Source organism: Rhodococcus sp. KRD175 (genome assembly GCF_017168275.1).
Taxonomy (GTDB): domain Bacteria; phylum Actinomycetota; class Actinomycetes; order Mycobacteriales; family Mycobacteriaceae; genus Rhodococcoides; species Rhodococcoides fascians.
This window is the reverse complement of record NZ_JABFAQ010000012.1, coordinates 94,133-120,436: the sequence shown is the minus strand read 5'-3', so window position 1 is coordinate 120,436 and position 26,304 is coordinate 94,133. Positions and strand designations below refer to the sequence as shown.

The 26,304-nt window shown below is 62.4% G+C and carries 24 protein-coding genes; 20 read left to right on the top strand and 4 right to left on the bottom strand.

Annotation, left to right across the window (positions count from 1 at the left end):
- Nucleotides 1-11 precede the first annotated feature (11 nt).
- Complete coding sequence (locus tag J1M81_RS18590) at nt 12-674, bottom strand: helix-turn-helix domain-containing protein (protein WP_206498605.1); 663 nt, start codon at nt 672-674, stop codon at nt 12-14.
- 217 nt (nt 675-891) lie between these two features.
- Here J1M81_RS18590 and J1M81_RS18585 point away from each other — a divergent pair, with 217 nt between their 5' ends.
- The 6 genes from J1M81_RS18585 to J1M81_RS18560 all read left to right on the top strand — a co-directional run bounded on the left by J1M81_RS18585 (nt 892) and on the right by J1M81_RS18560 (nt 6,195).
- Nucleotides 892-1,716, top strand: coding sequence for an SDR family NAD(P)-dependent oxidoreductase (locus J1M81_RS18585; protein ID WP_241258253.1), 825 nt, complete (start codon nt 892-894; stop codon nt 1,714-1,716).
- Nucleotides 1,709-3,148 (top strand): FAD-dependent oxidoreductase, encoded by a 1,440-nt coding sequence (locus J1M81_RS18580; RefSeq protein WP_206498557.1) that lies wholly within the window; start codon nt 1,709-1,711, stop codon nt 3,146-3,148. The genes J1M81_RS18585 and J1M81_RS18580 overlap by 8 nt, the downstream gene beginning before the upstream one ends.
- A 22-nt stretch (nt 3,149-3,170) precedes the next feature.
- A complete protein-coding gene (locus J1M81_RS18575; RefSeq protein ID WP_032407845.1) occupies nt 3,171-4,502 on the top strand; it encodes an MFS transporter in 1,332 nt (443 codons plus the stop codon).
- 13 nt (nt 4,503-4,515) lie between these two features.
- Complete coding sequence (locus J1M81_RS18570; RefSeq protein ID WP_206498556.1) at nt 4,516-5,298, top strand: SDR family NAD(P)-dependent oxidoreductase; 783 nt, start codon at nt 4,516-4,518, stop codon at nt 5,296-5,298.
- Nucleotides 5,298-5,804, top strand: a complete 507-nt coding sequence (locus J1M81_RS18565) for a nuclear transport factor 2 family protein (protein WP_206498555.1) — start codon at nt 5,298-5,300, stop codon at nt 5,802-5,804. Before J1M81_RS18570 ends, J1M81_RS18565 begins: the two co-directional genes overlap by 1 nt.
- A gap of 112 nt (nt 5,805-5,916) precedes the next feature.
- Nucleotides 5,917-6,195, top strand: a complete 279-nt coding sequence (locus J1M81_RS18560; RefSeq protein WP_308051291.1) for a hypothetical protein — start codon at nt 5,917-5,919, stop codon at nt 6,193-6,195.
- Nucleotides 6,196-6,240: 45 nt separating this feature from the next.
- Here J1M81_RS18560 and J1M81_RS18555 read toward each other — a convergent pair whose 3' ends face one another.
- A complete protein-coding gene (locus J1M81_RS18555; RefSeq protein ID WP_206498554.1) occupies nt 6,241-7,731 on the bottom strand; it encodes a class I adenylate-forming enzyme family protein in 1,491 nt (496 codons plus the stop codon).
- 94 nt (nt 7,732-7,825) lie between these two features.
- Here J1M81_RS18555 and J1M81_RS18550 point away from each other — a divergent pair, with 94 nt between their 5' ends.
- From J1M81_RS18550 to J1M81_RS18530, 5 genes are all read left to right on the top strand, one after another.
- Nucleotides 7,826-9,109, top strand: coding sequence for a CdaR family transcriptional regulator (locus J1M81_RS18550; protein ID WP_206498553.1), 1,284 nt, complete (start codon nt 7,826-7,828; stop codon nt 9,107-9,109).
- 189 nt (nt 9,110-9,298) lie between these two features.
- Nucleotides 9,299-11,146, top strand: a complete 1,848-nt coding sequence (locus J1M81_RS18545) for a DUF3556 domain-containing protein (protein WP_206498552.1) — start codon at nt 9,299-9,301, stop codon at nt 11,144-11,146.
- Nucleotides 11,143-12,561, top strand: coding sequence for an NAD(P)/FAD-dependent oxidoreductase (locus tag J1M81_RS18540; RefSeq protein WP_206498551.1), 1,419 nt, complete (start codon nt 11,143-11,145; stop codon nt 12,559-12,561). Before J1M81_RS18545 ends, J1M81_RS18540 begins: the two co-directional genes overlap by 4 nt.
- Before the next feature lie 85 nt (nt 12,562-12,646).
- Nucleotides 12,647-13,423 carry a glucose 1-dehydrogenase gene (locus tag J1M81_RS18535; protein ID WP_206498550.1) on the top strand — a complete coding sequence of 259 codons (777 nt, stop codon included), beginning with the start codon at nt 12,647-12,649 and terminating at the stop codon, nt 13,421-13,423.
- Nucleotides 13,424-13,716: 293 nt separating this feature from the next.
- A complete protein-coding gene (locus J1M81_RS18530; RefSeq protein WP_206498549.1) occupies nt 13,717-14,274 on the top strand; it encodes a hypothetical protein in 558 nt (185 codons plus the stop codon).
- Between the two features lie 102 nt (nt 14,275-14,376).
- On the opposite strand, the gene J1M81_RS18525 is transcribed toward J1M81_RS18530, so the two are convergent.
- Both J1M81_RS18525 and J1M81_RS18520 read right to left on the bottom strand, forming a co-directional pair.
- Nucleotides 14,377-14,970 (bottom strand): hypothetical protein, encoded by a 594-nt coding sequence (locus J1M81_RS18525; RefSeq protein WP_206498548.1) that lies wholly within the window; start codon nt 14,968-14,970, stop codon nt 14,377-14,379.
- A gap of 61 nt (nt 14,971-15,031) precedes the next feature.
- Nucleotides 15,032-15,244 (bottom strand): hypothetical protein, encoded by a 213-nt coding sequence (locus J1M81_RS18520; RefSeq protein ID WP_206498547.1) that lies wholly within the window; start codon nt 15,242-15,244, stop codon nt 15,032-15,034.
- A 214-nt stretch (nt 15,245-15,458) separates the two neighbouring features.
- Here J1M81_RS18520 and J1M81_RS18515 point away from each other — a divergent pair, with 214 nt between their 5' ends.
- From J1M81_RS18515 to J1M81_RS18475, 9 genes are all read left to right on the top strand, one after another.
- Nucleotides 15,459-17,090 carry a methane monooxygenase gene (locus J1M81_RS18515; protein WP_027494756.1) on the top strand — a complete coding sequence of 544 codons (1,632 nt, stop codon included), beginning with the start codon at nt 15,459-15,461 and terminating at the stop codon, nt 17,088-17,090.
- A gap of 87 nt (nt 17,091-17,177) precedes the next feature.
- Entirely contained in the window at nt 17,178-18,221 is a 1,044-nt protein-coding gene (locus tag J1M81_RS18510; RefSeq protein ID WP_206498546.1) for an FAD-binding oxidoreductase, read from the top strand.
- 65 nt (nt 18,222-18,286) lie between these two features.
- Nucleotides 18,287-19,411, top strand: coding sequence for an aromatic/alkene monooxygenase hydroxylase subunit beta (locus tag J1M81_RS18505; RefSeq protein ID WP_167325896.1), 1,125 nt, complete (start codon nt 18,287-18,289; stop codon nt 19,409-19,411).
- Entirely contained in the window at nt 19,408-19,752 is a 345-nt protein-coding gene (gene mimD, locus J1M81_RS18500; protein ID WP_027494759.1) for a propane 2-monooxygenase effector subunit MimD, read from the top strand. The genes J1M81_RS18505 and mimD overlap by 4 nt, the downstream gene beginning before the upstream one ends.
- Nucleotides 19,753-19,823: 71 nt before the next feature.
- Nucleotides 19,824-20,165 carry a hypothetical protein gene (locus J1M81_RS18495; RefSeq protein ID WP_145916562.1) on the top strand — a complete coding sequence of 114 codons (342 nt, stop codon included), beginning with the start codon at nt 19,824-19,826 and terminating at the stop codon, nt 20,163-20,165.
- Nucleotides 20,166-20,207: 42 nt separating this feature from the next.
- Nucleotides 20,208-21,857: a chaperonin GroEL gene (gene groL, locus J1M81_RS18490; RefSeq protein WP_032407834.1), complete on the top strand. Its 1,650-nt coding sequence runs from the start codon at nt 20,208-20,210 to the stop codon at nt 21,855-21,857.
- A gap of 307 nt (nt 21,858-22,164) precedes the next feature.
- Nucleotides 22,165-23,931, top strand: a complete 1,767-nt coding sequence (locus tag J1M81_RS18485) for a sigma-54-dependent Fis family transcriptional regulator (RefSeq protein WP_283348110.1) — start codon at nt 22,165-22,167, stop codon at nt 23,929-23,931.
- Between the two features lie 171 nt (nt 23,932-24,102).
- Nucleotides 24,103-24,297, top strand: coding sequence for a hypothetical protein (locus J1M81_RS18480; RefSeq protein WP_206498545.1), 195 nt, complete (start codon nt 24,103-24,105; stop codon nt 24,295-24,297).
- A gap of 274 nt (nt 24,298-24,571) precedes the next feature.
- Nucleotides 24,572-26,053: an ATP-binding protein gene (locus tag J1M81_RS18475; RefSeq protein WP_206498544.1), complete on the top strand. Its 1,482-nt coding sequence runs from the start codon at nt 24,572-24,574 to the stop codon at nt 26,051-26,053.
- Nucleotides 26,054-26,304: the final 251 nt, after the last annotated feature.

Genomic DNA, 26,304 nt, shown 5'->3' with positions numbered 1-26,304 from the left:
CCAACCACCGGCTAACGAAGCAGATGCCCCAACCGCGCCGCCGCAGCGACGACGGCCGCACCGAGTTGCTCTTCGTCGTCGATCTCGAACACCGACGCACCCACGCTCGCCATGGCATCCCCGCGGCGACCCGGCACCACGGCGGACACTCCGCCGACCGATGGAATCACTTCGCCATGAGTGACTGCATATCCGACGCTCCGAGCCCTGGTCACTTCTGCGCGTTCCCCATCTGCCGGGGGCAATGACGCGAGCATCGCCAGGCCGGCAGATCCCCGATCGATCGGATCGACTTGCCCCCCACGGAATGCCACGTGCACCTTCGCGCCTCGTGGCTCGACAACCATCAAAGCCCTTACTTCCGTTGCGTTCTCGCGAACCACGAGATGGACGGTCGCGCCCAACTGATCGGCCAGTTCCTCGAGAACGGGTCGCGCTACGGTGCGCAGATCCTGCTCGACGGGTTCCGCCAGTGCCACCAGGCCGGCACCGAGCGCGATTCGCTTGAACTCGTCTCGCCTGCACAGGTGATGAGCCTCGAGCGTGCGAACCAGCCGGTGCGCAACGGTGCGGTGCACACCGATCCCGTCCGCGATCTCGGTGATCGACAGGCCGTTCGGATGCTCGGCCAGAAGCTCGAGTACGACGAGGCCGTGGTGCAGCGTTTTGGACATCCCCGAGTCGATGGTCACGGCGTCTCTACCGTCCATTCGGCCCGGACCGGCGTCGGACATGGATTACCCCCTGTTGACGAGTGTGAGGTGGACCACCTACAGTTCGTGGTGAATCGCACACCACGTGCGATTATCGCACACGCTTTGGGCCGTCGCAAGTTGTCGCTACCGGCCGCTTCGGACGCCCGATGAAGATCTTTCGTATGAGGAGAACACCATGAACAACCCCAATCCAGGACGCGTCGTCGATCGCACGATGACTGCGGTCTACCCCGAACTGTCGGGCAAGGTTGCCATCGTCACCGGGGCTGCCCAGGGAATGGGATCGGTGTTCGCCAAGGGACTTGCGGCGCGCGGCGTACATGTCGTCGGTGCCGACATCGACGACGCTCGTATGAAAGAGACAGCCGAGCAACTCAATACGGAGCTGGTCACCGACTCGCTGGTCGAGCAGCCCGGCACGATCATCGGCGCTCGAGCCGACGTCACCGTCTCCGACGATCACGAAACCCTCGCCCGAACTGCACTGGCCGAATTCGGACGGATCGACTTCTGGATCAACAACGCTGGGATCTTCCCGTTCGCGTACGCAGCGGACATCACCCCGGAGCAGATGAGTGCCACACTCAGCGTGAATGTCGAAGGTGTTCTGTTCGGTTCGCAGGCAGCTGCTCGCCATATGCGCGAAGGCGGCGCGATCGTCAACATGTCCTCGGTGTCCGCACTTCGTGTCCGCAAGGGCCGCGGCGCCTACTGCACGTCCAAAGCAGCAGTTGCTCACCTCACGGAGTCCCTCGCCGTCGAATTCGGTGACCTGGGCATTCGCGTCAACTCCATCGCACCCGGCTACATCGACACCGAAATGACTCGGTGGGTGCAGGAAGATCCGGAAGCTCTTGCCAAGGCACTCGATTCGGTTCCCTTGCACAGACTCGGGGCACCGGAGGAAGTCTTCGGGCCGCTTCTGTTCCTCCTGTCCGACAGTGCTCGCTACGTGACCGGACACAGCATTGCGGTCGACGGCGGATCACGTCATGTCTGACACCGACTACGACGTCATCGTCATCGGCGGCGGCGGCGCGGGGCTCGCAGCCGCAGTGACAGCGGCCGAGAACGGCGCATCCGTCATTCTTTTCGAGGCTCGCAAGGAACTGGGCGGATCGACGGCCCTGTCGGCCGGATTGTTCACTGCGGCAGCGACCAGCGTTCAGCGCGCACTCGGAATCGACGACAGCGCCGAGAAGTACTTCCAGCACTACATGGATCTCAATCAGTGGATGCTCAAACCCGGTCTGATCCGGACCTTCTGCGAGCAGGCAGGACCGACACTGGAGTGGCTGCTCGAACTCGGATTGGACATTCCCGCCCGGATATCCGGCAACGCACACCAACCAGGTTTGAGCCAAGCAGGCGTCGAGGACATCTGGCGAGGCCATGTTCCGAAAGACCAGGGCTTCGGCCTCGTTCAGGTTCTGGACGCCGCGCGGCGCAGGCACGGAATCGAGGTCGTTCTCGACACCCGCGTCCAAGCGCTACTGATCGAGCACGAGCGGGTCGTGGGAGTCGTTGCCGATGACGTCGAACTCCGTTCTGCAGCAGTGGTCGTGGCCTCGGGAGGCTTTGCCCGAGACCCAGCGCTTGTCGATCTCCACTACCCGGCTGCCAACCGCGCGGGTTCCTCACTTTTCGTCGTTGCAGCCGAGGGCAGCCGCGGTGACCATCTTCGCTACGCACAATCGGTGGACGCGTCCGTAACCGGTGACGGATGGGGACTCATGCTGCCCACCGTCTACTTTCAGCGCTACCACCACTGGCAGTCCGGGTTTCCCCCGAAATCACGCATCCACGTCAACGCCGCGGGACGTCGATTCATGGACGAAGACGCCTCGTATGCGGTCTCGACCGGAATCATCGACGCTCAGGGCGGCTCTGCCTGGATGATCTTCGACGACAACGCTCGACAGAATCTGCCTGCGGGGTATGCAGATTGGGCACCCGATCGTATCGAGGACGAGGCGGACGCCGGCCGGACGCTCCGCGCATCCTCCCTCGCAGAGCTGGCCGAGCTCATGGCCGTGCCTGCCAGAGCTCTCGATTCCACGATCGAGCGATGGAATGCTCATCTGCCCCATGGCGAGGATCCTGACTTTCTTCGCCATCGGACATTGAAGAACAAGGGCAGCACATCGAATCCCGAACCCATCGGGACCGCCCCCTTCTATGCCGCACGCATCCTTCCCGCCGAATTGGTCTGCACACATGCAGGTTTGGAGATCGATTCCGATTCCGCTGTGCTGACAACACGTGGCACCCGCGTGCCCGGACTGTTCGCCGCAGGCGAGGCTGGAGCCGGAGTTCTCGGGCAGCGGTACGTCGGTGGCGGCAACGCTGTAGCGAATGCCTTGACCATGGGCCGGATTGCCGGTCGAAACGCTGCCCTTCACACCGTCGACGCTCAGCCGCTGACGGCCTGACCCCCTGACCTCGAGGACACCGATGACTACGAACGATCGCGCCGCGCAGCCCGAGTCGGACGCACGAACCCCCGGGACGAACCCGCCACAATCTCCCTTGACCGTCATCCGAGCCGCCGTCGTCGGAACCGTCGTCGAGTACTACGACTTCGGCATCTACGGCTACATGGCCACCACCATCGCCGCGCTGTTCTTCGTCTCCGACGATCCGACGGCCGCACTTCTCGGTACCTTCGCGGCGTTCGCCGTCGCCTTCTTCCTGCGAGTTCCAGGCGGAATCTTCTTCGGACACATAGGCGACAAGTACGGCCGCAAGAATGCGTTGTCCTGGACCATCCTGCTGATGGTGATCGCAACCGCCGGAATCGGACTGCTCCCCACGTACGTCACGCTGGGAGTTTGGGCCACCTCGGTTCTCGTCCTGTGCAGATGCCTTCAGGGATTCGCTGCCGGTGGTGAACTCGGAGGCGCGAACGCATTCGTGTCCGAGTCCGCGCCGACACGGTGGCGCGCGACCCAGACGTCGATGGTCAACACCGGAACATATATCGGATCCCTGCTTGCCTCACTCTGCGCGCTGGCACTGAACTCGGTGTTCACCGACGAACAGATCCTGTCCTGGGCATGGCGAATCCCGTTCCTTCTCAGCCTCGTGATCGGCGGCGTCGGCATCTGGATCAGGAACCGTCTCGACGACACTCCGGAATTCAAGGAACTCGAGGACAAGGGAGAGACGAAGAAGCTTCCTATCTCGGAGCTACTGAGCACCTCCGGCGGCAGCGTCGTGAAGATCATCCTGCTCGGCGCGCTCATCACGGGTGGCTACTACATCGCCTCGGTCTATGCTGCTACGTACCTCAGGACCGAGGGCGGCCAGACCTCGCAGGCAGCGTTTCTGTCGACCTCGCTCGCCTTGGTTCTCGGAGTGATCACCCTGCCCATCTCGGGCTACATGGCCGACAGGTACGGCCGAAAGCCCGTTCTGTTCGCGGGTAGCTTCGCAGCCATCGTCCTCGGCGTCCCGATGTTCATGATGATGGCCGGCGGCACACTGTGGCAGGCCGTCGTCGGACAGTCGGTGTTGTTCATCGCGGTATCCGTCGTCAACGGTGCCTCGTACGTGACGTACGTGGAAATGCTCAAGACCTCGGTCCGGTACACCGGTCTGGCATTGGGCAACAACACCACCAACATGTTGCTCGGTGGCACAGCGCCTTTCATCGCGACGTACCTGATCTCGCTCACCGGAAACCCGCTCGCACCCGCCGGCTACTTCGTGTTCTGCGCCGTCGTCACCTTCGCCACGGTCTTCTTCGTGACCGAGACGAAGGGGACCGAACTGAAAACCGAGTGAGAGGCCCCCTCGCATGAACTTCGAGAACAAGACGATCGTCGTCACCGGTGCAGGCAGCGGCATGGGCCGCGTCGAATCGGAGATGCTCGCAGCCCGGGGAGCCAAGGTCTGGGTCACCGACATCTCCACGGCCACAGGTGACGCCGTCGTGAAGAACATTCTCGACGCCGGTGGCCGAGCGGAGTTCTATCAGCTCGACGTCACCGAACCGCAATCGTGGACCGAACTGGCGAAATCGATCGAGACATCCGACGGCCAACTCGACGGACTGGTCAACAACGCCGGTGTCAGTCACCGAGCGGGTATCGAGGATACTACGATCGACGACTGGCACCGCGTCATGAACATCAATCTGAGCTCGGTATTCTACGGAATGAAAGCCTGTGCGCCACTTCTGAAACAGGGTGGCGGCGGTTCGATCGTCAACGTCTCGTCCATCGCCGGAATGATCGGCTATTTCGCAGCGGGATACGGCGCGAGCAAATGGGGAGTGCGCGGCCTGTCGAAGGTGGGCGCACTCGAATTCGCCCAGTACGGAGTTCGCGTCAATTCGATCCATCCCGGCCTGGTCGACACACCCCTATTACATTCCGGCTCAACGGCTTTCGTAGAGACAAGCCTGCAATCGGTACCCGCAGGGCGCGTCGCCGACGCCGAGGAGATCGCGGAGTCGGTCGCGTTCTTGCTGTCGGATTCTTCGCGATACATCACCGGCACAGAGATCGTCGTCGACGGCGGACTGACTTCCGGCGGCATCTACCACCGCATCACCGACGAGTTGAAAGCCGGACGCTGATGCCGATCGAGGACCGAGTAGCGATCACCGAGGTGCTGTACCGGTACGCCCGGGCCGTGGATCGCAAGGACTTCGAGAGCCTGAGAAGGTGCTACTTTCCCGACGCCGTCGACCAACACGGGGGCAATATCGGCACGATCGACGGCCTGATCGCGGACATCGAGGTTCGACATCGGACCATCGACAGCTCGATGCACTACATAACCAACGTCATCATCGATCTCGAGCCGTCCGGACAGGCGGCCGAGGTCGAATCCTATTGCCTGTGTTGCCTACGGCAAGAACCTGAGATCGGATCGTCGACGCACGTTCTGACCACTGTGAAATGCCGATACGTGGACCGCTTCGAAAGACGGGACAACGAGTGGCGAATAGCCGATCGAGTAGTCGTGTTCGACGAATCGCTCTGCACCACTATCGAAAACGTGCTCGACCCGTCTTGGATCACCTCCCGCCGTTCCCAAGCCGACCGGGTCTTCGTACGTAGGGCCCGAAACAGCAGGTGACAAGTTGCCGACGCCAAGATCCGTTGGGTATCTACTATGGAGTCGGCATCATCGTCTACCCGCGCTGACAGGTTCGATCGCCGCGTTCGCGCTGCACTCGATTGGAGACTCGGTGAAACGTAAGTCCGCTTCCCAGTCGATGTTCCGTGACGGTGCCGGAAACCTGGCGTTGGTTGCGGGCATCGTCGCGGTCGTCTGCGCATTCGTGCCGTTCGTCGGAGACTTCGTGACCATCCCGGCCGGAGTGATCGCGGTGGTCAGTGGCTGGATCGGTCTCGGCCGCGCAGTCGAGGGCGACGCGTCCAACGGTCGCGACGCCGTGATCGGTGCGGCGCTCGGTGGCATCGGATTGTTCGTCGTGTTCCTGACCTTCGCGGCCTCGTCCATGTGACCGCGACCGTCCTGACCCGGTAGCGACAGGGCAGGTCGGATCGGACTACGCGCCGAGCTCCTTCTTCACGATCTTTCCGACGGAATTCTTCGGTAGAGCGTCGTGGACGACTGTCCGAGTCGGTCGCTTGAACTTGGCCAGGCTCCGCGCGCAGTGCGCGTCCAGCTCGTCGACCGAGATACTGCGACCGGCTCGTGCAACGACGTGCGCGACGGGCACCTCCCCGTAGACCGGATGCGCTTCGCCCACGACGGCCACTTCCAGGACGTCGGGATGGGATTGCAGGACATGTTCGATTTCGCTCGGCGCGATGTTCTCGCCGCCGCGAATGATCATGTCCTTGAGTCGATCCACCAAGACGAGATAGCCGTCCTCGTCGAGGACTCCGATGTCGCCGGTGTGCAACCACCCCTCTCGAATGGTCTTTGCGGTCACGTCCGGCAGGCCCAGGTATCCCTGCATGACTGTCTCTCCACTCACCAACACTTCGCCGGTCCGGCCGGGCATGGTGCTCGGGCCGTCGGGTGTATCGATCGCGATGTCGATACCCGGTAGCGCGATGCCGACCGTGCCCGGCTTGCGAATCCCGTTCGGCGGGTTGATCGTTGCCGCCACAGTGCATTCCGACAGGCCGTACCCCTCGACGACCGGCACGCCGAAGATCGATTCGAACGACGCGATCAGGCCGGCAGGCATGGGCGCTGCTCCACAGATGACGAATCGAAGCGACGAGATGTCGCGGTCGGTCGAGCCGCGGTCCGCAAGCAGTGAGTACATGGTGGGCACTGCGGAGAAGTAGGTGGGCCGGACGGTCTCCACGTTGTGCCAGAACGTGTCCGGCGAGAAACGAGGCGCGATGTGCACACGTCCGCCTGCTCGTAGCGGAGCGACCGAGCCGACGACGAGTCCGTTGCAGTGGAAGAGTGGAAGCACCAGCAGGCTCGTATCGGCATCGGTCAATTCGCAGGCCGTCACGATCGCGGCGCTCATCCGGTCGACGTTGCGATGAGTCAGCACACAGCCTTTCGGCCGCCCCGTCGTTCCCGAGGTGTAGACGATCAAGGCAGGGGCCGAGCTGTCGGCAGGCCCCGCTCCACGATGCGTGCCTTCCAACTGCGGCGTGCGGGGACGACGATCGCGGGAGTCCACGTCGATGAACGAAATACCCTGTGCGCGGCCGAGAGTGCAGGCTCGCTCGCTACCGACGAGCGCGCGGGCGGTCGAGTCCTCGAGTTGATAGCGCACCTCGTCGTCGGTGAGTGCGGGATTGACGAGAGTCAACGTAGCTCCCAGCACCCATGCCGCGAACATCGTGGTGATGATGTCGATGCGATTCGGAAGCAAGACTGCAACCACATCACCCGCTCCCACCCCCGCGTCGACGAGTTCGGCGGCAACCGCGTCGACTTCGAGCCCGAACTCGGCATTGCTCAACGGAGTGGAGTCGTCGGACAGACACGCGCCGTCCGGGTCGTTGTCGATCCGGCGGTACATGGCCTGCAGAACCGGCGAGGAGGCGTCGAGAATTGGCAGCATGTGACGTAGGTTACGGATTGCCCATTTGAAAGACTTCGGTCCAGCAGCACAAAAACCGCGGATTATTTGTAGCCCGAAACGAAAAGGAACACCCGTGCCGACACCTGCCGACATCTCGCCCGCCTCCGCCGAGGCGGTGCGCACTCACGTGGCCGCGGTTGCCGCGCACCTCAATGCCCGGCTGGCAGATGTCGTGGCGCAGATGCGCACGACACTCGCGTCGCGCATCACGGAACTGAACAACGAACCATCGCTGATCGAGCTGCTGGGATCGAGTATCGAGGGCAACGTCGACACGATCCTGCACGCTCTGCAGCACGACATCGGCGGTGCCGGATTCGAGCCGCCGGCGGCGGCCATCGAATATGCGCGCCGCCTGGCTCAGTGGGGCGTGCCGGTCAATGCCTTGGTTCGCGCCTATCGACTCGGACAGCAATTTCTGCTCGATCGAGCGTTCGAGACCTCGATGTCGCTGGCCGCGCCGGACCCGGTCCGGATGGAAGCGCACCGCGTGATCGTCGATTCGGTGTTCGACTACATCGACTGGATCTCGCAACGGGTAGCCGCGGTGTACGAGACCGAGCGGGAGTCCTGGCTGGCGGACCGCGAGAATGCTCGACTCGATGCGGTACTCGATCTCCTGAACGGCAAGGGGTCGGTGGATGTCGTCGAGCGAGTGACCGGGTATCGACTGCGCGGACGACACCTGGCCGTCGTGGCCTGGGTCGGTGAGTCCGCCGTTCGCGGCGACCGGATGCGCAGGTTCACCACCACCATCCGCGCTCTGGCGGCGGACTTGGACAGTCCGGCCCCTCCTCTGGTGGTCGGACGCGACGGCGCTACCGCGTGGGGATGGATTCAGGTTCCATCGAACGACACAGATCTCGCCGTCGTTCTCGATCGCATCAACACTCGACCGCGGACCGAGGACGCACCCCTGTTGGCGGCCGGGGCCATCGGACTCGACGCGGCCGGGTTCGTCACATCCCACCGGCAGGCTCAGCGCGCCCATCACGTGGCCGTTCTGGGTGGCCGAGGCCGAACGATCGAACGCTACGACGACCCCGGGTTGGCCGTGGTGGACCTGTGCGCTCGCGACCCGTCGGCATTGCAGGCCTGGGTCCTGAGCGTGCTGGGACCGCAGTTGGCCGCCGACACCACACATGCCGAACGATTGCGCACCACGTTGCGGATCTACCTTGCGTGCGAACGGAGCCTCTCCGCGGCGGCTGCGGTGATGACGATGCACAAGAACTCGATTCGCTACCGCGTCGACAATGCCGAGAAGCTGCTCCCCCGGCCACTGTCCGACGACCGACTCGCCGTCGAGGTTGCCCTCACCGCATGTCAGTGGCTCGGGGGTCGAGTCCTGACCTGACTTTGTGTCGGCGACACAAAAACGTCTGCGAGCGTCGGGTCGGCGAACCATTGGGACAAGCGATACCCACCCGTAGCTTTCTGTGGTGCAGGACACAGTCCGATGGTCGCGTCACCGCGACCCGAGCCTCGAGCGACAGGGCTGACTCCTGCTCCTTCATCCTCAGCGCTCGCTACAGAAAGCTCACTCATGGGATTCAAGAACGGACAGTTTCCACCTGTCGACCTCGAAACCTTCCTCGACCGGCCTCTACTGGAACGAGTGAAAACCCTTGCACTGCATTGGGTCGACTACGGCTTCGGCTCGCCGAAGGTCATCCCCACCACCTACGTCGTCAAGCTCCTGGTGCTCTACATCGGGATCGGCCTGACTCTGGCGACATTGACTTCCGGCGTCGGGATGCCGTGGGACGTCGGCTCGTGGTGGGACGACATGATCGTCTACCAGAAGTTGGTCTACTGGACGATGCTGCTCGAAACCGTCGGACTCGCGGGGTCATGGGGACCGATCGCAGGCAAGTTCAAGCCGATGACAGGCGGAATCCTGTTCTGGGCGAAACCGGGGACCGTTCGGATGCCTCCGTGGCCGGGCAAGGTGCCGTTCACCTCGGGTGACACCAGGACGCCGCTGGACGTCGTGCTGTATCTCGCGCTCCTGGCGAGTCTGTTCGTCCCCGTCATCGCGCCCGGAACACCGCCCGGTGCATTTGCCTCGATCCTGCCCGAGGGCATCGGCAACCTCGTCGATCCACGCTGGGCGATCGCGCCGGTATTGCTCACCATCGTTGTGGGCCTTCGTGACAAGACGATCTTCATCGCTGCCCGCGCCGAGCAGTACGGTCCGGCGATAGTCCTGTTCGGTCTCGTGGGAATTCTCGGTGACAACGCCATCGTGGACCTCGTCGTCGGACTGAAGCTGCTCATCTTCTCGGTGTGGGTCGGGGCCGGCATCTCGAAATTCGGTGCACATTTCGCCAACGTCGTTCCGCCCATGGTCTCGAACAGCCCCTGCATTCCCACGCGCTGGGCCAGGCGCAAGCACTACCGGAATTTCCCGGACGACATTCGCCCCTCGGCAACGGCCAAGTTGATCGCGCACGTATTGGGCACCACCGTCGAGATCGCAGTACCGGTCGTGTTGCTACTCACCACCAACACGACCGTCGCACTCGTCGGAGCACTTCTCATGGTGGCATTCCACCTGTTCATCATCTCGACGTTCCCGCTGGCGGTGCCGCTGGAGTGGAATCTGTTGTTCGCCTACGCAGCGGTGTTCCTCTTCGTCGGACATCCTGCAGGACAGGGATTCTCGATCTTCGACGCCTCCCCGTGGTTCGTGGCGACAGCGCTGGTGTGCTTGTTCTTCTTCCCGGTTCTGGGCAACCTACGACCGGACCTCGTGGCCTTCACGCCCTCGATGCGCCAGTACGCGGGCAACTGGGCCTCCGGTCTGTGGGCGTTCGCACCGGGTGCCGAGGACAAGCTCGATCAGATCGTGCGCCCCACCCGCAATCAGGTACGACAGCTCGAAGCCATGGGTTACCCGCCTGCCGTCGCCGAGATCACGATGCAACAGACCATCGCATGGCGCTCGATGCACAGTCAGGGTCGCGGATTGTTCTCGCTTCTGATCCGCAACGTTCCCGACATCGATCGATGGACGGTGCGTGAAGGCGAATTCGCCTGCAACTCGATTCTCGGCTTCAACTTCGGCGACGGCCACCTGCACGACGCCTCCCTCATCGCAGCGATTCAGCGACGCTGCAACTTCGAGCCGGGCGAGTTCGTGGTGGCCTGGGTCGAATCGCAGCCCATCCATCGAAAGACGCAGTCGTACAAGCTCATCGATGCCGCCCTCGGCGTGATCGAAACCGGTACGTGGAACGTCGACGACGCGGTGTCCGCCCAGCCGTGGCTACCCGACGGCCCCATCCCCATGTCGGTGACGTGGCGGCGTCGCGCAGACTCGACAACCGCTCGACACTCGGCACCAGAGGCGTCGTCAGCGACGGCCGGTGCTGGAGAATCGACATCATGACGCGATCCGCGACGATAGTGGGCAGCGGCCCGAACGGGCTTGCCGCTGCACTTGCTCTGGCACGCGACGGCATACACGTCACCGTGCTGGAAGCGGAGAGCGAGATCGGCGGCGGCACCCGTAGCCACCGGCCTTTCACCACCGTCGATCTGCTCGTCGATCACTGTGCCGGTTTTCATCCGATGGCGGTGGGTTCACCTGCCCTCGCCGGTCTCGAGCAACACGGACTGACGTGGCGGTGGCCCGAGATCGATTGTGCACATCCGCTTCTCGACGACGCGGCAGCGCTGCTCCATCGATCGGTAAACGAGACTGCTGTGGGCCTGGGTGCGGACGGCAAACGATGGAAGGCACTGTTCGGGCAACCGTCGTCGTCGTACGACAGACTGTCCGCAGATCTACTCGGACCGGTCGTCCACCTGCCCCGACATCCACTGCTGCTGGCGAGATTCGGTGCGCCGACTGCTCTGCCCGCTGCGGTGTTGTCACGGGTGTTCACCACGCCGCAGGCGCGGGCACTGTTCGTCGGAGCAGCGGCACACGCGATGCGGCCGTTGACCGAAGTGTTCTCCTCCGCCATCGGGGTAGGAATCCTGACCGCGGGACACCACAACGGATGGCCGGTGGCGGAGGGCGGAACCGCGGCGATCTCACTGGCGATGCACTCCGCGCTCGTCGAACTCGGAGCAACCGTGCAGACCTCGACGCGGGTTGCCTCGCGAGCCGATCTGCCGCCGTCGGACATCACGATCTTCGACACGACGCCGTCCGTGGTGGCCGACGTACTCGGCCAGGAACTGACGACGCGTACACGTCGCTCCTACAACAGGTTTCGACACGGCCCGGCTGCGTTCAAGGTCGACCTCGCGGTGCGCGGTGGAGTCCCGTGGACCGACCCCCGGGTCGCGCAGGCCGGCACTGTGCACGTGGGAGGTAGCGCCGCGGACACCATCGCAGCCGAGGCGGCCGTTGCTGCAGGACGAATGCCCGATCGGCCGTTCGTCCTCGTCGGGCAGCAGTTCGTCGCAGATCCTCAACGGGCGGACGGAGACGTCGTACCGCTGTACGCATACGCCCATGTTCCCGCCGGCCTCGATCACGATGTCACCGACGTCGTGATCGACCGCATCGAACAGTTCGCACCGGGCCTGCGTTCGCGAATCGTGGAGACAGTCACCACGTCTCCGCAGAGCTTCGCCGAAGGAAACGCGAATTTCGTCGGCGGCGACATTCTGTGCGGTACGTCATCACCGACACAATTGCTCCTCGGACCACGGCCCGGCCGAGACCCGTACCGCACGGGAACGCCGGGGTTCTATCTGTGCTCGGCGGCAACTCCCCCCGGACCCGGTGCACACGGCATGGCGGGACTGAATGCAGCGCGACGAGCTCTGGATGACCTGCTGAAGCGCTGAAACAGCGACACAGCAATACCTTTCGCCTTCTCTGTCGTCAGCGAGAAGGCACTACCACTGCTTTCCCACGGAAGGACCGAACACAATGCCATTCGACGAATCTCTCCACGGCAAGGTCGCACTCGTCACCGGTGCCGGGGCAGGCCTCGGCGCAGCCATCGCGCGGCGACTGGCCTCCGACGGTGCACAGGTGGTCGTCTCCGACATCGATCTCGACGCCGCACGCCAGGTGGCGTCCTCGATCGACGGTGCGATCGCCATCGCGACAGACGTCACCGACGAGGATCGAGTTCGTTCTCTCGTCGAGCAGACCGTCGAACACTTCGGCAACCTGCACGTAGCAATTCCCAACGCCGGTGTCGGCGAGGTCAGAGCGATTGCACAGATGTCGTACGCCGATTGGCGGCGTACCACCGCAGTCAACCTCGATGGCGTGTTCCTGACCATCCGGTATGCCGCACCCGCGATCGCAGCATCCGGCGGCGGCTCCATCGTCACCATCAGCTCGATCACCGCGACGGCAGGTTCGGCGCTGCTCGCGCCCTACGCCGCCAGCAAGGCCGCGGTGAGAAATTTGACCGAAACCGCCGCAACGGAGTTCAGAGCGCAGGGTGTTCGAGTCAACGCTGTGCTGCCGGGGTTCATCGATACCGCCCTGGTCACCAAGGCAGCCCCCGAATTCGAGGCAGCTCTCGGGCTACCGGAAGGAGGGTTCGACACCCTCATCGCCCAGAAACAAGGGCGCTACGGCACACCGGAGGAAGTAGCAGCAGCTGTCGCATTCTTCGCATCGCAACAGTCGTCGTGGTGCACGGGGAGCAGCCTCGTTCTGGACGGAGGCCTGGTCGGCTCCCTGCTCTGAACGCCTGACGGGGTTCGAGAACGAAACACATCGGCAGAGGCTTGCCGATGTGTTTCGTTCACTCGGGTGGGACGTTCTCTGTCGCCGGTCCGGATCGAATCAAACGAGCGCCGTCGACGCCGAGGAGCGAGGGCGCATCCGTGGCGTTCCGGTTCGAGTCGGCGTGGGGCCCAGGTGTGGAAACCGCTCACGCGGGTAACCGACAGACAAGGAGCCGTTCATGCGGCCGCCAAAACCTCTCGTATGTCGCGGCTTTCGCGATCGAGCAGCGCACACAACCGAAGGATCCGCAGATGTCCAACAGAAATACCGTCATCCGTTCGCTACACGATCTCGGTGCCGCCGCCTGGTTCGGCGGTTCGCTCATGGGTGCCGTCGGCGTGAACGGTGCTGCCACTGCGGTGCAGGATCCGCGTGATCGCGCACAGGTTGCCGCAGCAGGGTGGGCGAAGTGGGCTCCGGTCAACGCTGCGGCCATCGGTGCACATCTCATCGGCGGCGCAGGCATACTCATGGCCAACCGCGGTCGTGCTCGCCATCAGCAGGGTGTCACCGCCAACACCAACATCAAGATCGCCGTCACCGGGGCCGCCCTGGCCGCAACCGCGTACAGCGGTATTCTCGGCGCGAAAACGACCAAGGCTCAGGGCCATTCGATCGATTCGGCAACCGAGCCATCAGCGGGCACCCCACGCGAGGCCGCCGCAGCACAGAAACAATTGAAGTACCTCCAGTGGGCATTGCCGGTCCTGACCGGAACCCTCGTGGTGCTGGGTGCTCAGCAGGGTGAGCAGCAGAGGCCGACCGAAATCTTGTCGGGAATCGCAGGAAAGCTGGTCGCCCGCGCGTAGATACACGCGAATGTGCCCAACCCCGTCGCAGACATTGCGGCAGGGTCGGACTTGTTGGGGCAGTGCCGACACCGGCGTGCGAGGTACGGCGGCCAAGGGGGCCTAGGGATTCCAGCGAAGGCCGGGCGTCATCGCGATGTCGGTCACTTGCTGGACCGTCAACACAGGGTCGGCGGATACATCGACGATGCTGCCGTCGGTCCCGTATACCTCTACGCGACTGCCCCTTGCGGATGATCTCAGATCGACGACGGTGCCGTCACTCAGCGTCCGACGCTCATCGACGTAGCCGGCCAAACATGGACCGGCGGATTGGTCGGATGTCGACAGCCTCACGTTCAGGTCACCCACGGCTCCGCCCAGCGAGATTCGCCCATACGCAGAGGCCTGGAAGTCGAATGTCAGCGGTGGGAACATGGCATCGGGTTCTACCGTGGTCCCGGCGGGGAGGGCTCCAACCAAAGCGGCCGACTTTGCTGCTGCGTCGAACCCCACCGGGGCGGAATCCGGTCCGACAAAGGCGTAATTGATTCTCTGCATGTCCTCGGGCTGGACGACCTCCGCACAGCCGGGTATCGACACGGCGTCGGGTTGCGGATCGTGGAGAAGACCGGCGACTACGACGCCTGCGGCCACGGTGCCGACGATCACCGAGACTGTCGTCCACACCGACTTCGGGTCACCTGGGCTTGCCATCCTGCCAGTGTCCACCGCCGACGACGACCCCCATCGCCCGGGTCACTCTGCGTCGCAGCCTTTACCGCCTGGACCGTTCGGCAAATGCTGACCCCACTGCTCCGACCACGAACACGGCTGCAGTCAGCACGATGTTCGGCCACAGACCGAAGCGGGGGTCGAGTGCCCACTCCCGCGGCACGAGATTCTCGACGTTGTAGAGGTTGGACACCAGACTCGCAGCGACGGCGACAACACCGACTGTCGCCAGCAACCGTGACCGCAGATCGCTCACGTGCCCTCCATGGCGAGACAAGCACACCTTACGTCCGGTTTGTTTTAAACGGGTGTGCTTTCGACCGATCTGCACGCCGTCTACCAGGCCGCACATTGAGTGCCACAAATCTCAAACTGAGACGGATGAGACGTAGATCACGGTGTTCAATCATGTGCACATCTTCCCGAGAAGGTCGACAACCCCTGCCGACCTCGCATCCAGGAGGCGCACATTGAGTAGGCAAAGCCTTACCAAGGCACACGCGAAGATTTCGGAGCTGACGTGGGAACCCACGTTCGCTACCCCTGCTACTCGCTTCGGCACGGACTACACGTTCGAGAAAGCACCCAAGAAGGACCCACTCAAGCAGATCATGCGGTCCTACTTCCCCATGGAGGAGGAGAAGGACAACCGCGTGTACGGCGCGATGGACGGTGCCATTCGCGGCAACATGTTCCGCCAGGTCCAGCAACGCTGGCTCGAGTGGCAGAAGTTGTTCCTCTCGATCATTCCGTTCCCCGAGATTTCGGCGGCCCGTGCGATGCCGATGGCGATCGACGCCGTGCCGAACCCCGAGATCCACAACGGCCTTGCCGTTCAGATGATCGACGAGGTGCGTCACTCGACGATTCAGATGAATCTCAAGAAGCTGTACATGAACAACTACATCGACCCGGCCGGCTTCGATATGACCGAGAAAGCGTTCGCGAACAACTACGCGGGCACTATCGGCAGGCAGTTCGGCGAGGGCTTCATCACCGGTGATGCCATCACGGCGGCAAACATCTATCTGACGGTGGTGGCGGAGACGGCGTTCACCAACACCTTGTTCGTGGCCATGCCGGACGAGGCCGCCGCCAACGGCGACTACCTGTTGCCGACGGTGTTCCACTCGGTGCAGTCCGACGAATCACGGCACATCTCGAACGGGTACTCGATTCTGCTCATGGCCCTCGCCGACGAGCGGAATCGTCCTCTCCTGGAACGCGATCTGCGTTACGCCTGGTGGAACAACCACTGCGTCGTCGACGCGGCCATCGGCACCTTCATCGAGTACGGCACCAAGGATCGACGCAAGGACCGCGAAAGCTACGCCGAGATGTGGCAGCGGTGGATCTACGACGACTACTACCGCAGCTACCTGATCCCGCTCGAGAAGTACGGCCTGACGATCCCCCACGACTTGGTCGAAGAAGCGTGGAACCGGATCACGAACAAGGGCTACGTGCACGAGGTCGCGCGATTCTTCGCCACCGGTTGGCCGGTCAACTACTGGCGCATCGACACCATGACCGACACGGACTTCGAGTGGTTCGAGCACAAGTACCCCGGCTGGTACAGCAAGTACGGCAAGTGGTGGGAGGAGTACAACCGGCTCGCGTACCCGGGGATCAACAAGCCGATCGCATTCGAGGACGTCGGCTACCAGTACCCGCACCGCTGCTGGACGTGCATGGTGCCGGCCCTCATCCGCGAGGACATGGTGGTCGAGAAGGTCGACAACCAGTGGCGCACTTACTGTTCGGAGACGTGCTACTGGACCGACGCAGTTGCCTTCCGCGGCGAGTACGAGGGCAAGGAGACGCCGAACATGGGTCGTCTCACCGGTTTCCGTGAATGGGAGACACTGCACCACGGCAAGGATCTCGCCGACATCGTCTCCGATCTCGGCTACGTCCGCGACGACGGCAAGACCCTCGTCGGTCAGCCACATCTCGATCTGGATCCGAAGAAGATGTGGACACTCGACGATGTCCGCGGGAACACCTTCCAGAGCCCGAACGTGTTGCTGAACCAGATGACCGAATCGGAGCGGAACGCACACATCGCCGCGTACCGAGCCGGCGCGACCATGCCTGCCTGATCACAGACTCGGTGGGCAGCGGCCGATCACGGGCGCTGCCCACCGCATCCAGCACGATCACTTTCTTTCGATTCAGGAGAACCCCTCGTGGCCGACACACACCGAATCACGTTCGACCCGGTCGACATCGAGATGGAGGTCCGAGAGGACGAACACATTCTCGACGCGGCCTTCCGACAAGGAATCCACCTGATGCACGGCTGTCGCGAAGGACGTTGCTCAGCGTGCAAGTCGTTCGTTCTCGACGGAGACATTCAGATGGAGGGCCACTCCACTTTCGCGTGCAACGAGGCAGAACAGGACGAGGGTTTCGTACTACTCTGTCGCACAAAGGCTTACAGCGATTGCACCATCGAGCTGCTCAATTTCGACGAAGACGAACTACTCGGTGGAATTCCGATTCAGAACGTCACCACCCGCGTAGTCTCGGTCGAGTCGGTCACCGCCGACATCGTGGCCCTACGCCTCGAACCGATCGAGCCCGAGGTGTTCGAGTTCAAACCCGGCCAATACGCCGATCTGCAGATCCCCGGCACCGACGAGTTCAGATCCTTCTCCATGGCGTCGACACCGTCTACGCCGAACCAGGTCGAATTCCTCATCAAGAAATATCCGGGCGGCGTATTCGCAGCCTTGCTGGACGACGGAATTTCGGTCGGCGACAGCATTTCCCTGACCGGCCCGTACGGCTCCTCGACCCTCAAGGACGGTCACGTCCTGCCGGTGGTCTGCATCGGCGGTGGTGCCGGCATGGCGCCCGTCCTGTCGCTGGTCCGGCACATGAGCGAGTCCGGCAACACCCGTCCCGTGCACTTCTACTACGGCGCGAGAACCCCGGCCGACCTGTTCTACGTCGACGAGATCATTGCCCTCGGTGCAGGTTTGGTCGACTTCACCTTCGTGGCGTGCGTATCCGACGCAGCGGGAGTCGCATCATCGGGATCCTTGTCGATCGAAGAAGGAAACGTCACCGACGTCGTACGTCGCCTCGAGCCCGACATCGCCAAAGCCGAGGTCTACCTGTGCGGACCTCCCCCGATGGTCGACGCTGCGTTGGACCTCCTCGACGTGTGCGGAACGCCGACGGACCAGATCTTCTTCGACAAGTTCACCAGCCCTGCCTTCGACTAGTTCACCGCCGAGACCGGGCACGCGCATCACGAACACCAGCCCCTACCTCAACCGAGAGGCCAGACATGACTGCCACCACAGACTCGACTGCCACGACGGAGCCGAAGCAACGCAGCTTCCCCACAATCGAATTCACCGATTCCGAGGCCGGAGCCAAGGAGTTCCCCAGTTCGAGAAGCCGTACGTACAGCTACTACACACCGGCCAAACGTCGGGCCACGATGTACGAGGACGTGACCGTCGACGTTCAGCCGGACCCGGATCGGCACCTCACGCAAGGGTGGATCTACGGCTTCGGCGACGGCCCGGGCGGTTACCCACAGGAGTGGACGGTCGCGAAATCCTCGAACTGGCACCAATTTCTGGATCCCAACGAAGAATGGGACCAGACGATCTTCCGCAACAACTCCGCGGTCGTGCATCAAGTCGAGCTGTGTCTGAGCAACGCCAAGCGGGCCCGTGCCTACGCCGGCTGGAACACCCCGTGGCTGAAGTTCATCGAGCGGAACATCGGGGCGTGGATGCACGCGGAAAATGGACTGGCACTGCATGTGTTCACGTCCATTCAGCGTTCGGGGCCGACGAACATGATCAACACGGCCGTTGCGGTGAACGCCGCCCACAAGATGCGGTTCGCACAGGACCTCGCATTGTTCAATCTCGATCTGTCCGAGGCCGATGTCTCCTTCGACGGTTCGGCCCACATGGAGGTGTGGAAGAGCGCACCCGAGTGGCAACCGACACGTGAGGTCGTGGAACAGCTGACGGCTGTACCGGATTGGTGCGAATTGCTCTTCGCAACCAACATCGTTTTCGAGCAGCTCGTCGGCTCCCTGTTCCGCACCGAACTGGTGATGCAGATTTCTGCCCGCAACGGCGACTACATCACCCCGACCATCGTCGGTACCGGCGAGCACGACTACGACCGCGACCTCAACTACACCCGGACGCTGTTCCAGCTGCTCACACACGATCCAGAACACGGCGAAGCCAATCGCGCACTGTTCGGCGAATGGATGGCGCTGTGGGTACCGAGATGCCTCGCCGCCGCACGCGCATTGCAACCCATCTGGTCGCAGCCCGCGGACAAGGCCGTGACGTTCGCGACCAGCTTGGACGCGGCGATCGCCAAATTCACCGTTCTGCTCGAATCACTCGGCCTCGACATCCCGCAGGAGTTGGCACTATGACCATGCATTTCGGATCGGACACGGAGTTCTCCAACAAGTGCGGCGTGACGCTGATGAACACGCCGGTCGGACGTGTGGTTGCCGAGGTGATGGGTGACAAGGACGGCGTCGAGCTCACCGAGTATCCCTCGATGATCCGCGTCGACGGCACCAAACTCCTCTCGTTCGACTACGACGAGCTGACCGATGCACTCGGCCAGGAATTCGACGGGTCGGTCTTCGAGGAGATCAGCTCGACGCATTACGGCCGCATGGTGCACCTCGACGACAAGACGATGCTCTTCGCCAGCCCCGAGGACGCCGCCAAGTATATCGGGTTCGATCTCGCCGAACGGCCCTGACCTCGCTTCGGCCGATCGAGCGCCGGCCATCGATGCGCAGCCCCGAACCGACACGAGTGGGAGATTCGAAGATGTACGAAACCGACGTCGACCAAGACCTCTTCGGTGCGGTGGACACCGAAGAGGTCGACGAGACTGCCTGTCTCGAAGCATACTTCGCGGTTCTGGAGCGTTCCATCGAGGAGCATCTGGCGCGCACCGGAGAAGGTACCGATCGTGTTCGTTCCCTGACACTCCGCGATATCAGGGGCGAAAGACACACCACAGCATTGTTGCGACGGCGGAGCGCGCTCGGGCTGAGCATCTGTCCCAACAGTCGCGTCTTCGTGGACGAGAGCGGCAAACCCATGATGCCGGACGACCGAAGAGGGCTTCGACTTTCGTCCGGACAGTCCACGCTCTCGACCCCGTGAACCGAACCGACCGCACATCACACCACTCGAAGGGAATACGTCATGGCCAAAGAACTGCGGTTCAACACTGAGGCGCGCGCTTTACTGGAGCAAGGCGTCAACGCACTCGCCGACGCGGTCAAGGTGACTCTGGGCCCGAAGGGGCGCAACGCCGTGCTCGAGAAGCTCACGGGCCCACCGACTATCACCAACGACGGCGTCACCATCGCAAAAGAGATTCAGCTCAGCAACCCGTTTGCGAACATGGGTGCGCAGCTGGTCAAAGAGGTGGCGATGAAGACGAACGGAGTGGTCGGCGACGGAACCACCACTGCCACCGTGCTCGCCCAAGCGATGGTGCGGGAGGGGCTGCGAGCAGTGGACGCCGGTGCCAACCCGATGCGTCTGCGCCGAGGCATCGAGACCGCCGTCTCGGCCGTCGTCGATTCCTTGCGCGCTCAAGCCGTCGAAGTGGTCGGCAATGCAGACCTCGAGCGCATCGCGACACTGGCGGCCAGCGACGACGACGCCATCGGCCAGTGCGTGGCCAAAGCCGTGGAGTACGTGGGTAAGTCGGGCATCGTCACCACCGAGGAAAGCGACACTCTCGGGATGTCGGTCGACGTGGTCGACGGCATCGAGTTCGATCACGGGTTCATCTCCGGCTACATGATCACCGATCACGAGCGAGCAGAAGCCGTCCACGAAAATCCGGTCATTCTGTTGACCAACAAGAAGATTAACCAGGTCCAGGACATCATGCCGAGCATCGAAGCCGCGAAGCGAGCAGATCGTCCCCTGGTGGTCATCGCCGAGGACGTCGATGGACCGGCGCTGCAGCTGTTGGTCGGTGGAAACATGCACAACACGATGCTGTCCGTCGTGGTGCGAGCACCGGGCTTCGGACATCGCCGCGTCGCAGAACTCCAGGACCTCGCCGTGTCGCTCGGGGGCCAGGTCATCGCCAAGGACACCGGCCTCGAACTGTTCGAGGTCTCGCTCGACCAACTGGGCTCGTGCGACCGCATCACCGTCACCGAGCACTCGACCACCATTGTCGGCGGCCGGGGCGATCCCAAGCTGCTCGACGCGCGCGTGGCTCAGCTCGAGTCGCAATTCGAGCGCTCCAAGATCGACGGTGACCGGGACAGCCTCGAGCAGAGGATCGCACGACTGACCGGCCGGGTGGCCGTGGTCAAGGTAGGCGGGGCCACCAGTGTCGAGCTCAAGGAACGCATGCTGCGTGTCGAGGACGCCCTGGCAGCGTCTCGAGCAGCTCTGGAATCCGGGATCGTCTCCGGCGGGGGTACCGCGTTGGCGCAGTCCCATCGCGCCCTCGGCGAGTTGGAGCTGACCGGAGACCAGGCGATCGGTGCCGAAGTGGTCCGCAAAGCGCTCACCGAACCACTTCGATGGATCGCCATCAACGCCGGCTACGAAGGCGACGACGTCGTGGAGATCGTGTCCGGACTGCCACTGGGCCATGGCTTCAATGCGCTCACCGGCGAATACGGAGACATGTTCGACGACGGAGTGATCGATCCCTTCAAAGTGACGCGTGCGGCGCTCGAAAGTGCAGCTTCCATTGCAGCGCTGCTGATCACCACCGAAACCGCAGTGGTGGAAGAGGTATTCGGCAACCCGGGCGCGATCATGGCCCCCGGATTCGGCGATCTCGCCGAAGGAATGGTCCGCCCCTCGAACATCTACTGAATCCCAACGAGTTTCGCGCTACTCGGGGGTCGGCATCGCAGTGAGGACGCCGATCCCCGAGCCGCACCAAGGAGCCAACTACGATGTCCTCATCGAAGCCGCGACGCGAGCTGACCGATCACGACCTTCGAGTCGTGCTGCGAGTTCTGACCGGCATTCACATCGGTCCCGAGGTACCTGTCGCAGCCGAGTCCCAAAAACCGCAGACGCCACGCTTTCCGACGGGTAGACTCGACCCCCGCAGAACACCTACGCCGAATCATTCACGCGCAGGCGGTAATTGAGTTTCCTCGATTGTTGTGGGTAGGTGGCGGCTTTGGCAAGACAGGGCGCACGCGATCTCTCGAGAGCGCGTGACAAGTTCTTCGTAGAGAACGAGTTCGACGACGCGGTCCGAGACCAGATCTCGTTCTCGTGGGAACGATCGCGCGCACTGAACATCCAACCCGACATTCTGCACCTGCCCTTCGTTCGCGAACCCGACTTGGACAGCCCTCTCGTCGTCGCCGCAGCACCCGTACTTCGCCAGCTCGCAACAGGTTTGGTGGACGAGCCGATTTCGGTGATCCTCACCTCGGCCGACGGTGTGGTGTTGGACCGCGTGGCCGGTAGCAAGCCACTGCTGGACAATTTGGACAACGTCAATCTCGCACCGGGCTTCAGCTACTCGGAAGAATATGCCGGAACCAACGGCATCGGCACAGCGCTCGAGACTCGCAAACCGACTCTGGTCTACGGAGCCGAACACTACGTCGAGAGCTTGGGCGGGTTGGTGTGCGCCGGCGTCCCCATCGTTCATCCCATATCCGGACTCGTCGTCGGAGTTCTCGACGTGACCGGGTGGATCGACGACGGAGCTCCACTCCTGGTGACACTTGCGCAATCGGCGACGGCACAGATCGAAGGTCGACTGCTGTCCCAATCGAGTCAGGAGCAGACCGCTCTGCTCAACACCTATCTCAAAGCGTGCCGGCGATCCCAACAGGTCGGAGTTCTGGCACTCGGCGACGACATCGTCCTGCTCAATCGCAAGCTACGCAATGCCCTCACCCCGCAAGACCAAGCCGCCTTGCTCGAGCACGCAGTCGATCTGAGCGTCCACACCGACAACAGCAAGTATCTGCTGACCCTGCCCGGTGGGCAGACCGTCAGGTTGTCGCCGTTCCACGACGACGCCCTTGCACCTCGACACGGTGTGGCGGTGTACCACGCCTACCTCAACGACACAGCCGGTCCGGCGGCGATAGCCATCGAGGGCATCAGGTCGCTGCCCGGCATCGTGGGAGACAGCGCATCGTGGAGGCGCGCGACCCGAGACGTGTCGCAGTGCGTTCGCAGGCACGAATGGGCCGTGGTGGCAGGCGAATCCGGCTCTGGCCGATTCGCGGTCCTCAAAGCTGCGGCGCAACAGCATATTTCCAGTCGCACACACTTCGTCACCGCAGCCGAACTCGCCGACGGGGACGCCGGGATGCGGGCGCTCGAAACCGAGATCGAACAGGACGAATTCAGCGTCATCATTCGCGACCTCGACCTGGTTCCGAACTCTGTCCAGCAAGAGATCGCGAGCCTGATTCAAGGGCGCGAACACGCCGGATGGATGGGAGCCACCATCGGAACCGGTACGCAGAGCGCCGGAAGCGAGGCACTGATACTTCCCTTCTTCGGCCACACCGTGCACGTACCCGCCCTTCGACACCGCATCGAAGACCTCCACAAATTGATTCCCTACCTACTGCGCCAAGTCAGTCGCGGTCAGGAGCTGTCACTGTCGGCGGCTGCGGTCCGTCAGCTGACCAAATACAGCTGGCCCGGCAATGTCGGACAGCTCCGCGACGTGCTCCAGGAGGTCGTGCAGAGTCAACGTTCAGGGGTCGTCGAGGCAGACAAGCTGCCACCGTCCGTCCGGGCGGTGAGCCGCAGAACCCTCACCCCGATAGAGGCAATGAACCGAGACGCGATAGTCCGCAGCCTCGAGGAAAACGGAGGCAACAAGCAGGCCGCCGCCGATGCCCTCGGAATGTCACGGGCCACGATCTACCGAAAAATCCGAGAATTCGGCATCGAGTTCTAGACAGACCAGATGCCGAGCCGGCCGCAGCTCGGATACTCGACGAAGAAGCCCCGAAACCCAACCTCATGATCGCGACACGCCGAGAGTTTGTGCCTGTTTTGTCGACATTCGGGTGTTGTATCGAACTGGTGGTCGACGATGGGTCGGCCCGGCTACGAAAGGTGGTTTCGTATGGCACCGAAGGTCACAGTGAATGCGAAGGCAATGCGGGACTTGGAGAAGCGGTTGACGGCCGAGGTAAAGGTGCCTTCGGGCGGCAGCGAGTCGGCTGCGATGGCGGATGTGAAGCGTCAGTACGAGAAGCAGACGGGTGCCAAGCTGAATGATGCGGCTGCTCGCAACCTTGTGCGAAAGGGCCGCAAGTAGGGGCGTCCGCACTTGGGAATGAAGCCCGGCCTGCTGGAATCAGGCCGGGCTTCTTCGTGCGGGGACCTTACCTGACAGCGTGTCGATCGAGTGGACTATCCGTGTTGTCGGCTTGGCGGGCTATATCGGGTTGGCACCGCGGAGTCGGAGATACCACTTCAAACCGTGAGACAGGCCTGCGCCACCGGCCGTCCAGTTTGATTGGCCAAATTCCTCGGCGTGCTCCCGGATCAGTGACCGCGGTCCAAGCGCTGGTGCGCCGTAGAATTACAGCGTGTCTCCCCTCCCTGAAGGCCGCGCCGAGTTTGAAGAGCTGGTGAACCGCCTCGTCGAGCAACCAGCCGAGAGCGAGTGGCTTGAGTTCAAGCAAAACCTGAGCGATGCGCAGGAGATCGGTGAATACATCTCGGCGTTGGCGAACGCGGCGGCCCTGCATGGCGAGGCCAGGGCGTACCTAGTCTGGGGTGTAGAGGATGGCACGCACAGTCTCGTTGGAACCACATTCGACGAAACGACCCTCAAGAAGGGCAACCAGTCCTTCCAACCATGGGTGGTCGGGTCTCTCAGCCCCGACCCTGGACTTGTTTACCACCACGGAGAAGCGGAAGGGAAGCGCACGGTCGTGCTTGAAATCGGGGCTGCCGCACACTCCCCGGTCATGTTCCAAGGCACAGCCTTCATCCGCATCGGTAGCCATAAGAAGAAGCTGAATGCCCATCCTGTAGAAGCCAAGCAGCTCTATCGCAACCTAGACGTTGTCCCGTTCGAGCACCGAGCGGCCCTCAGTGGTTTGACTGAGGACGAGGCGTTGGAGCATGTAGACCACGCCTCTTACTACAAGCTCCAAGGAATTGCAGTTCCGGCCGAGCGGGACGTTGTGGTCGACGCGCTTCTGTCGGACAAGATTTTTGATCGAGAGCCAAATGGGCGGGTCAGCATCACGAACATGGGGGCACTGCTGTTCGGTATGCAACTGAGCGACTATCCGTCGATTGCCCGCAAGGCGGCGCGAGTCATCAAGTACAAGGGCAAGAACAAGTTGACCGCCGAGCGCGAGCATGAGGGGACGCGAGGCTACGCGGCGGGTTTCACCGGGATGGTCGACTACATCGACAACCTGCTGCCAGCGAACGAGATTATCGGTAAGGCGCTGCGAACCGAAGTGAGTATGTTTCCGCAGACTGCAATCCGCGAGATCGTGGCCAACGCCCTCATACACCAAGATTTCTCGGTAGGTGGGACTGGTCCTCTCATTGAGATTTTTGATGATCGGATGGTCATCACCAACCCGGGCGCACCCTTGGTCGACCCCTCACGGTTTGTAGACGCCCCGCCTCGTTCGCGAAACGAAAAGCTGGCCTACATGATGCGCCGTTGCAACATCTGCGAGGAAAGAGGAAGCGGTTGGGACCGTATTGCTTTTGAAATCGAGTTCCACCAGCTCCCGGCACCACTCATCCTCGTTACCGAAGGTCACACCACCGTTACCTTATTCAGCCACAAGAAGACCAGCGATATGGACAAAGAGGACAGAATCCGGGCCGTCTACCTGCATAGCTGCTTAAAGTCAGTAAGTGGTGAGCAAGTTACGAACACCACAGTTCGCGAGCGGTTCGGTCTCACCGACAAGGAGTCCTCCGCCGCATCGACGTACATCCGGGAGACTCTTGACGCCGGGTTGATAACCCAGTACGACCCGAACGCTGGACGCAAGCACATGCGCTACGTACCGTTCTGGGCTAGACACGCGACGTAGTCCGTATCTCCTAAGTAACCTGCCGAAGTAGAGAAAAGAGCCATCTAGCTGGGATTATCTTTTTTTGATCTATTTTCTAACCCACCAAAATTACGCTGGACATATCCGTATGCCTGCGGGTTGACTTCGAGATGGTCGCGTGTCTAGAACTGTCCTCAACTCTAAAGTGCCGCCCCGATAGCCTCAATCCGATTCGTGTCGATTCGTGTTGTAGAGCCGGTTAGCCCTGTAACGAGAACATCCCCCCACCT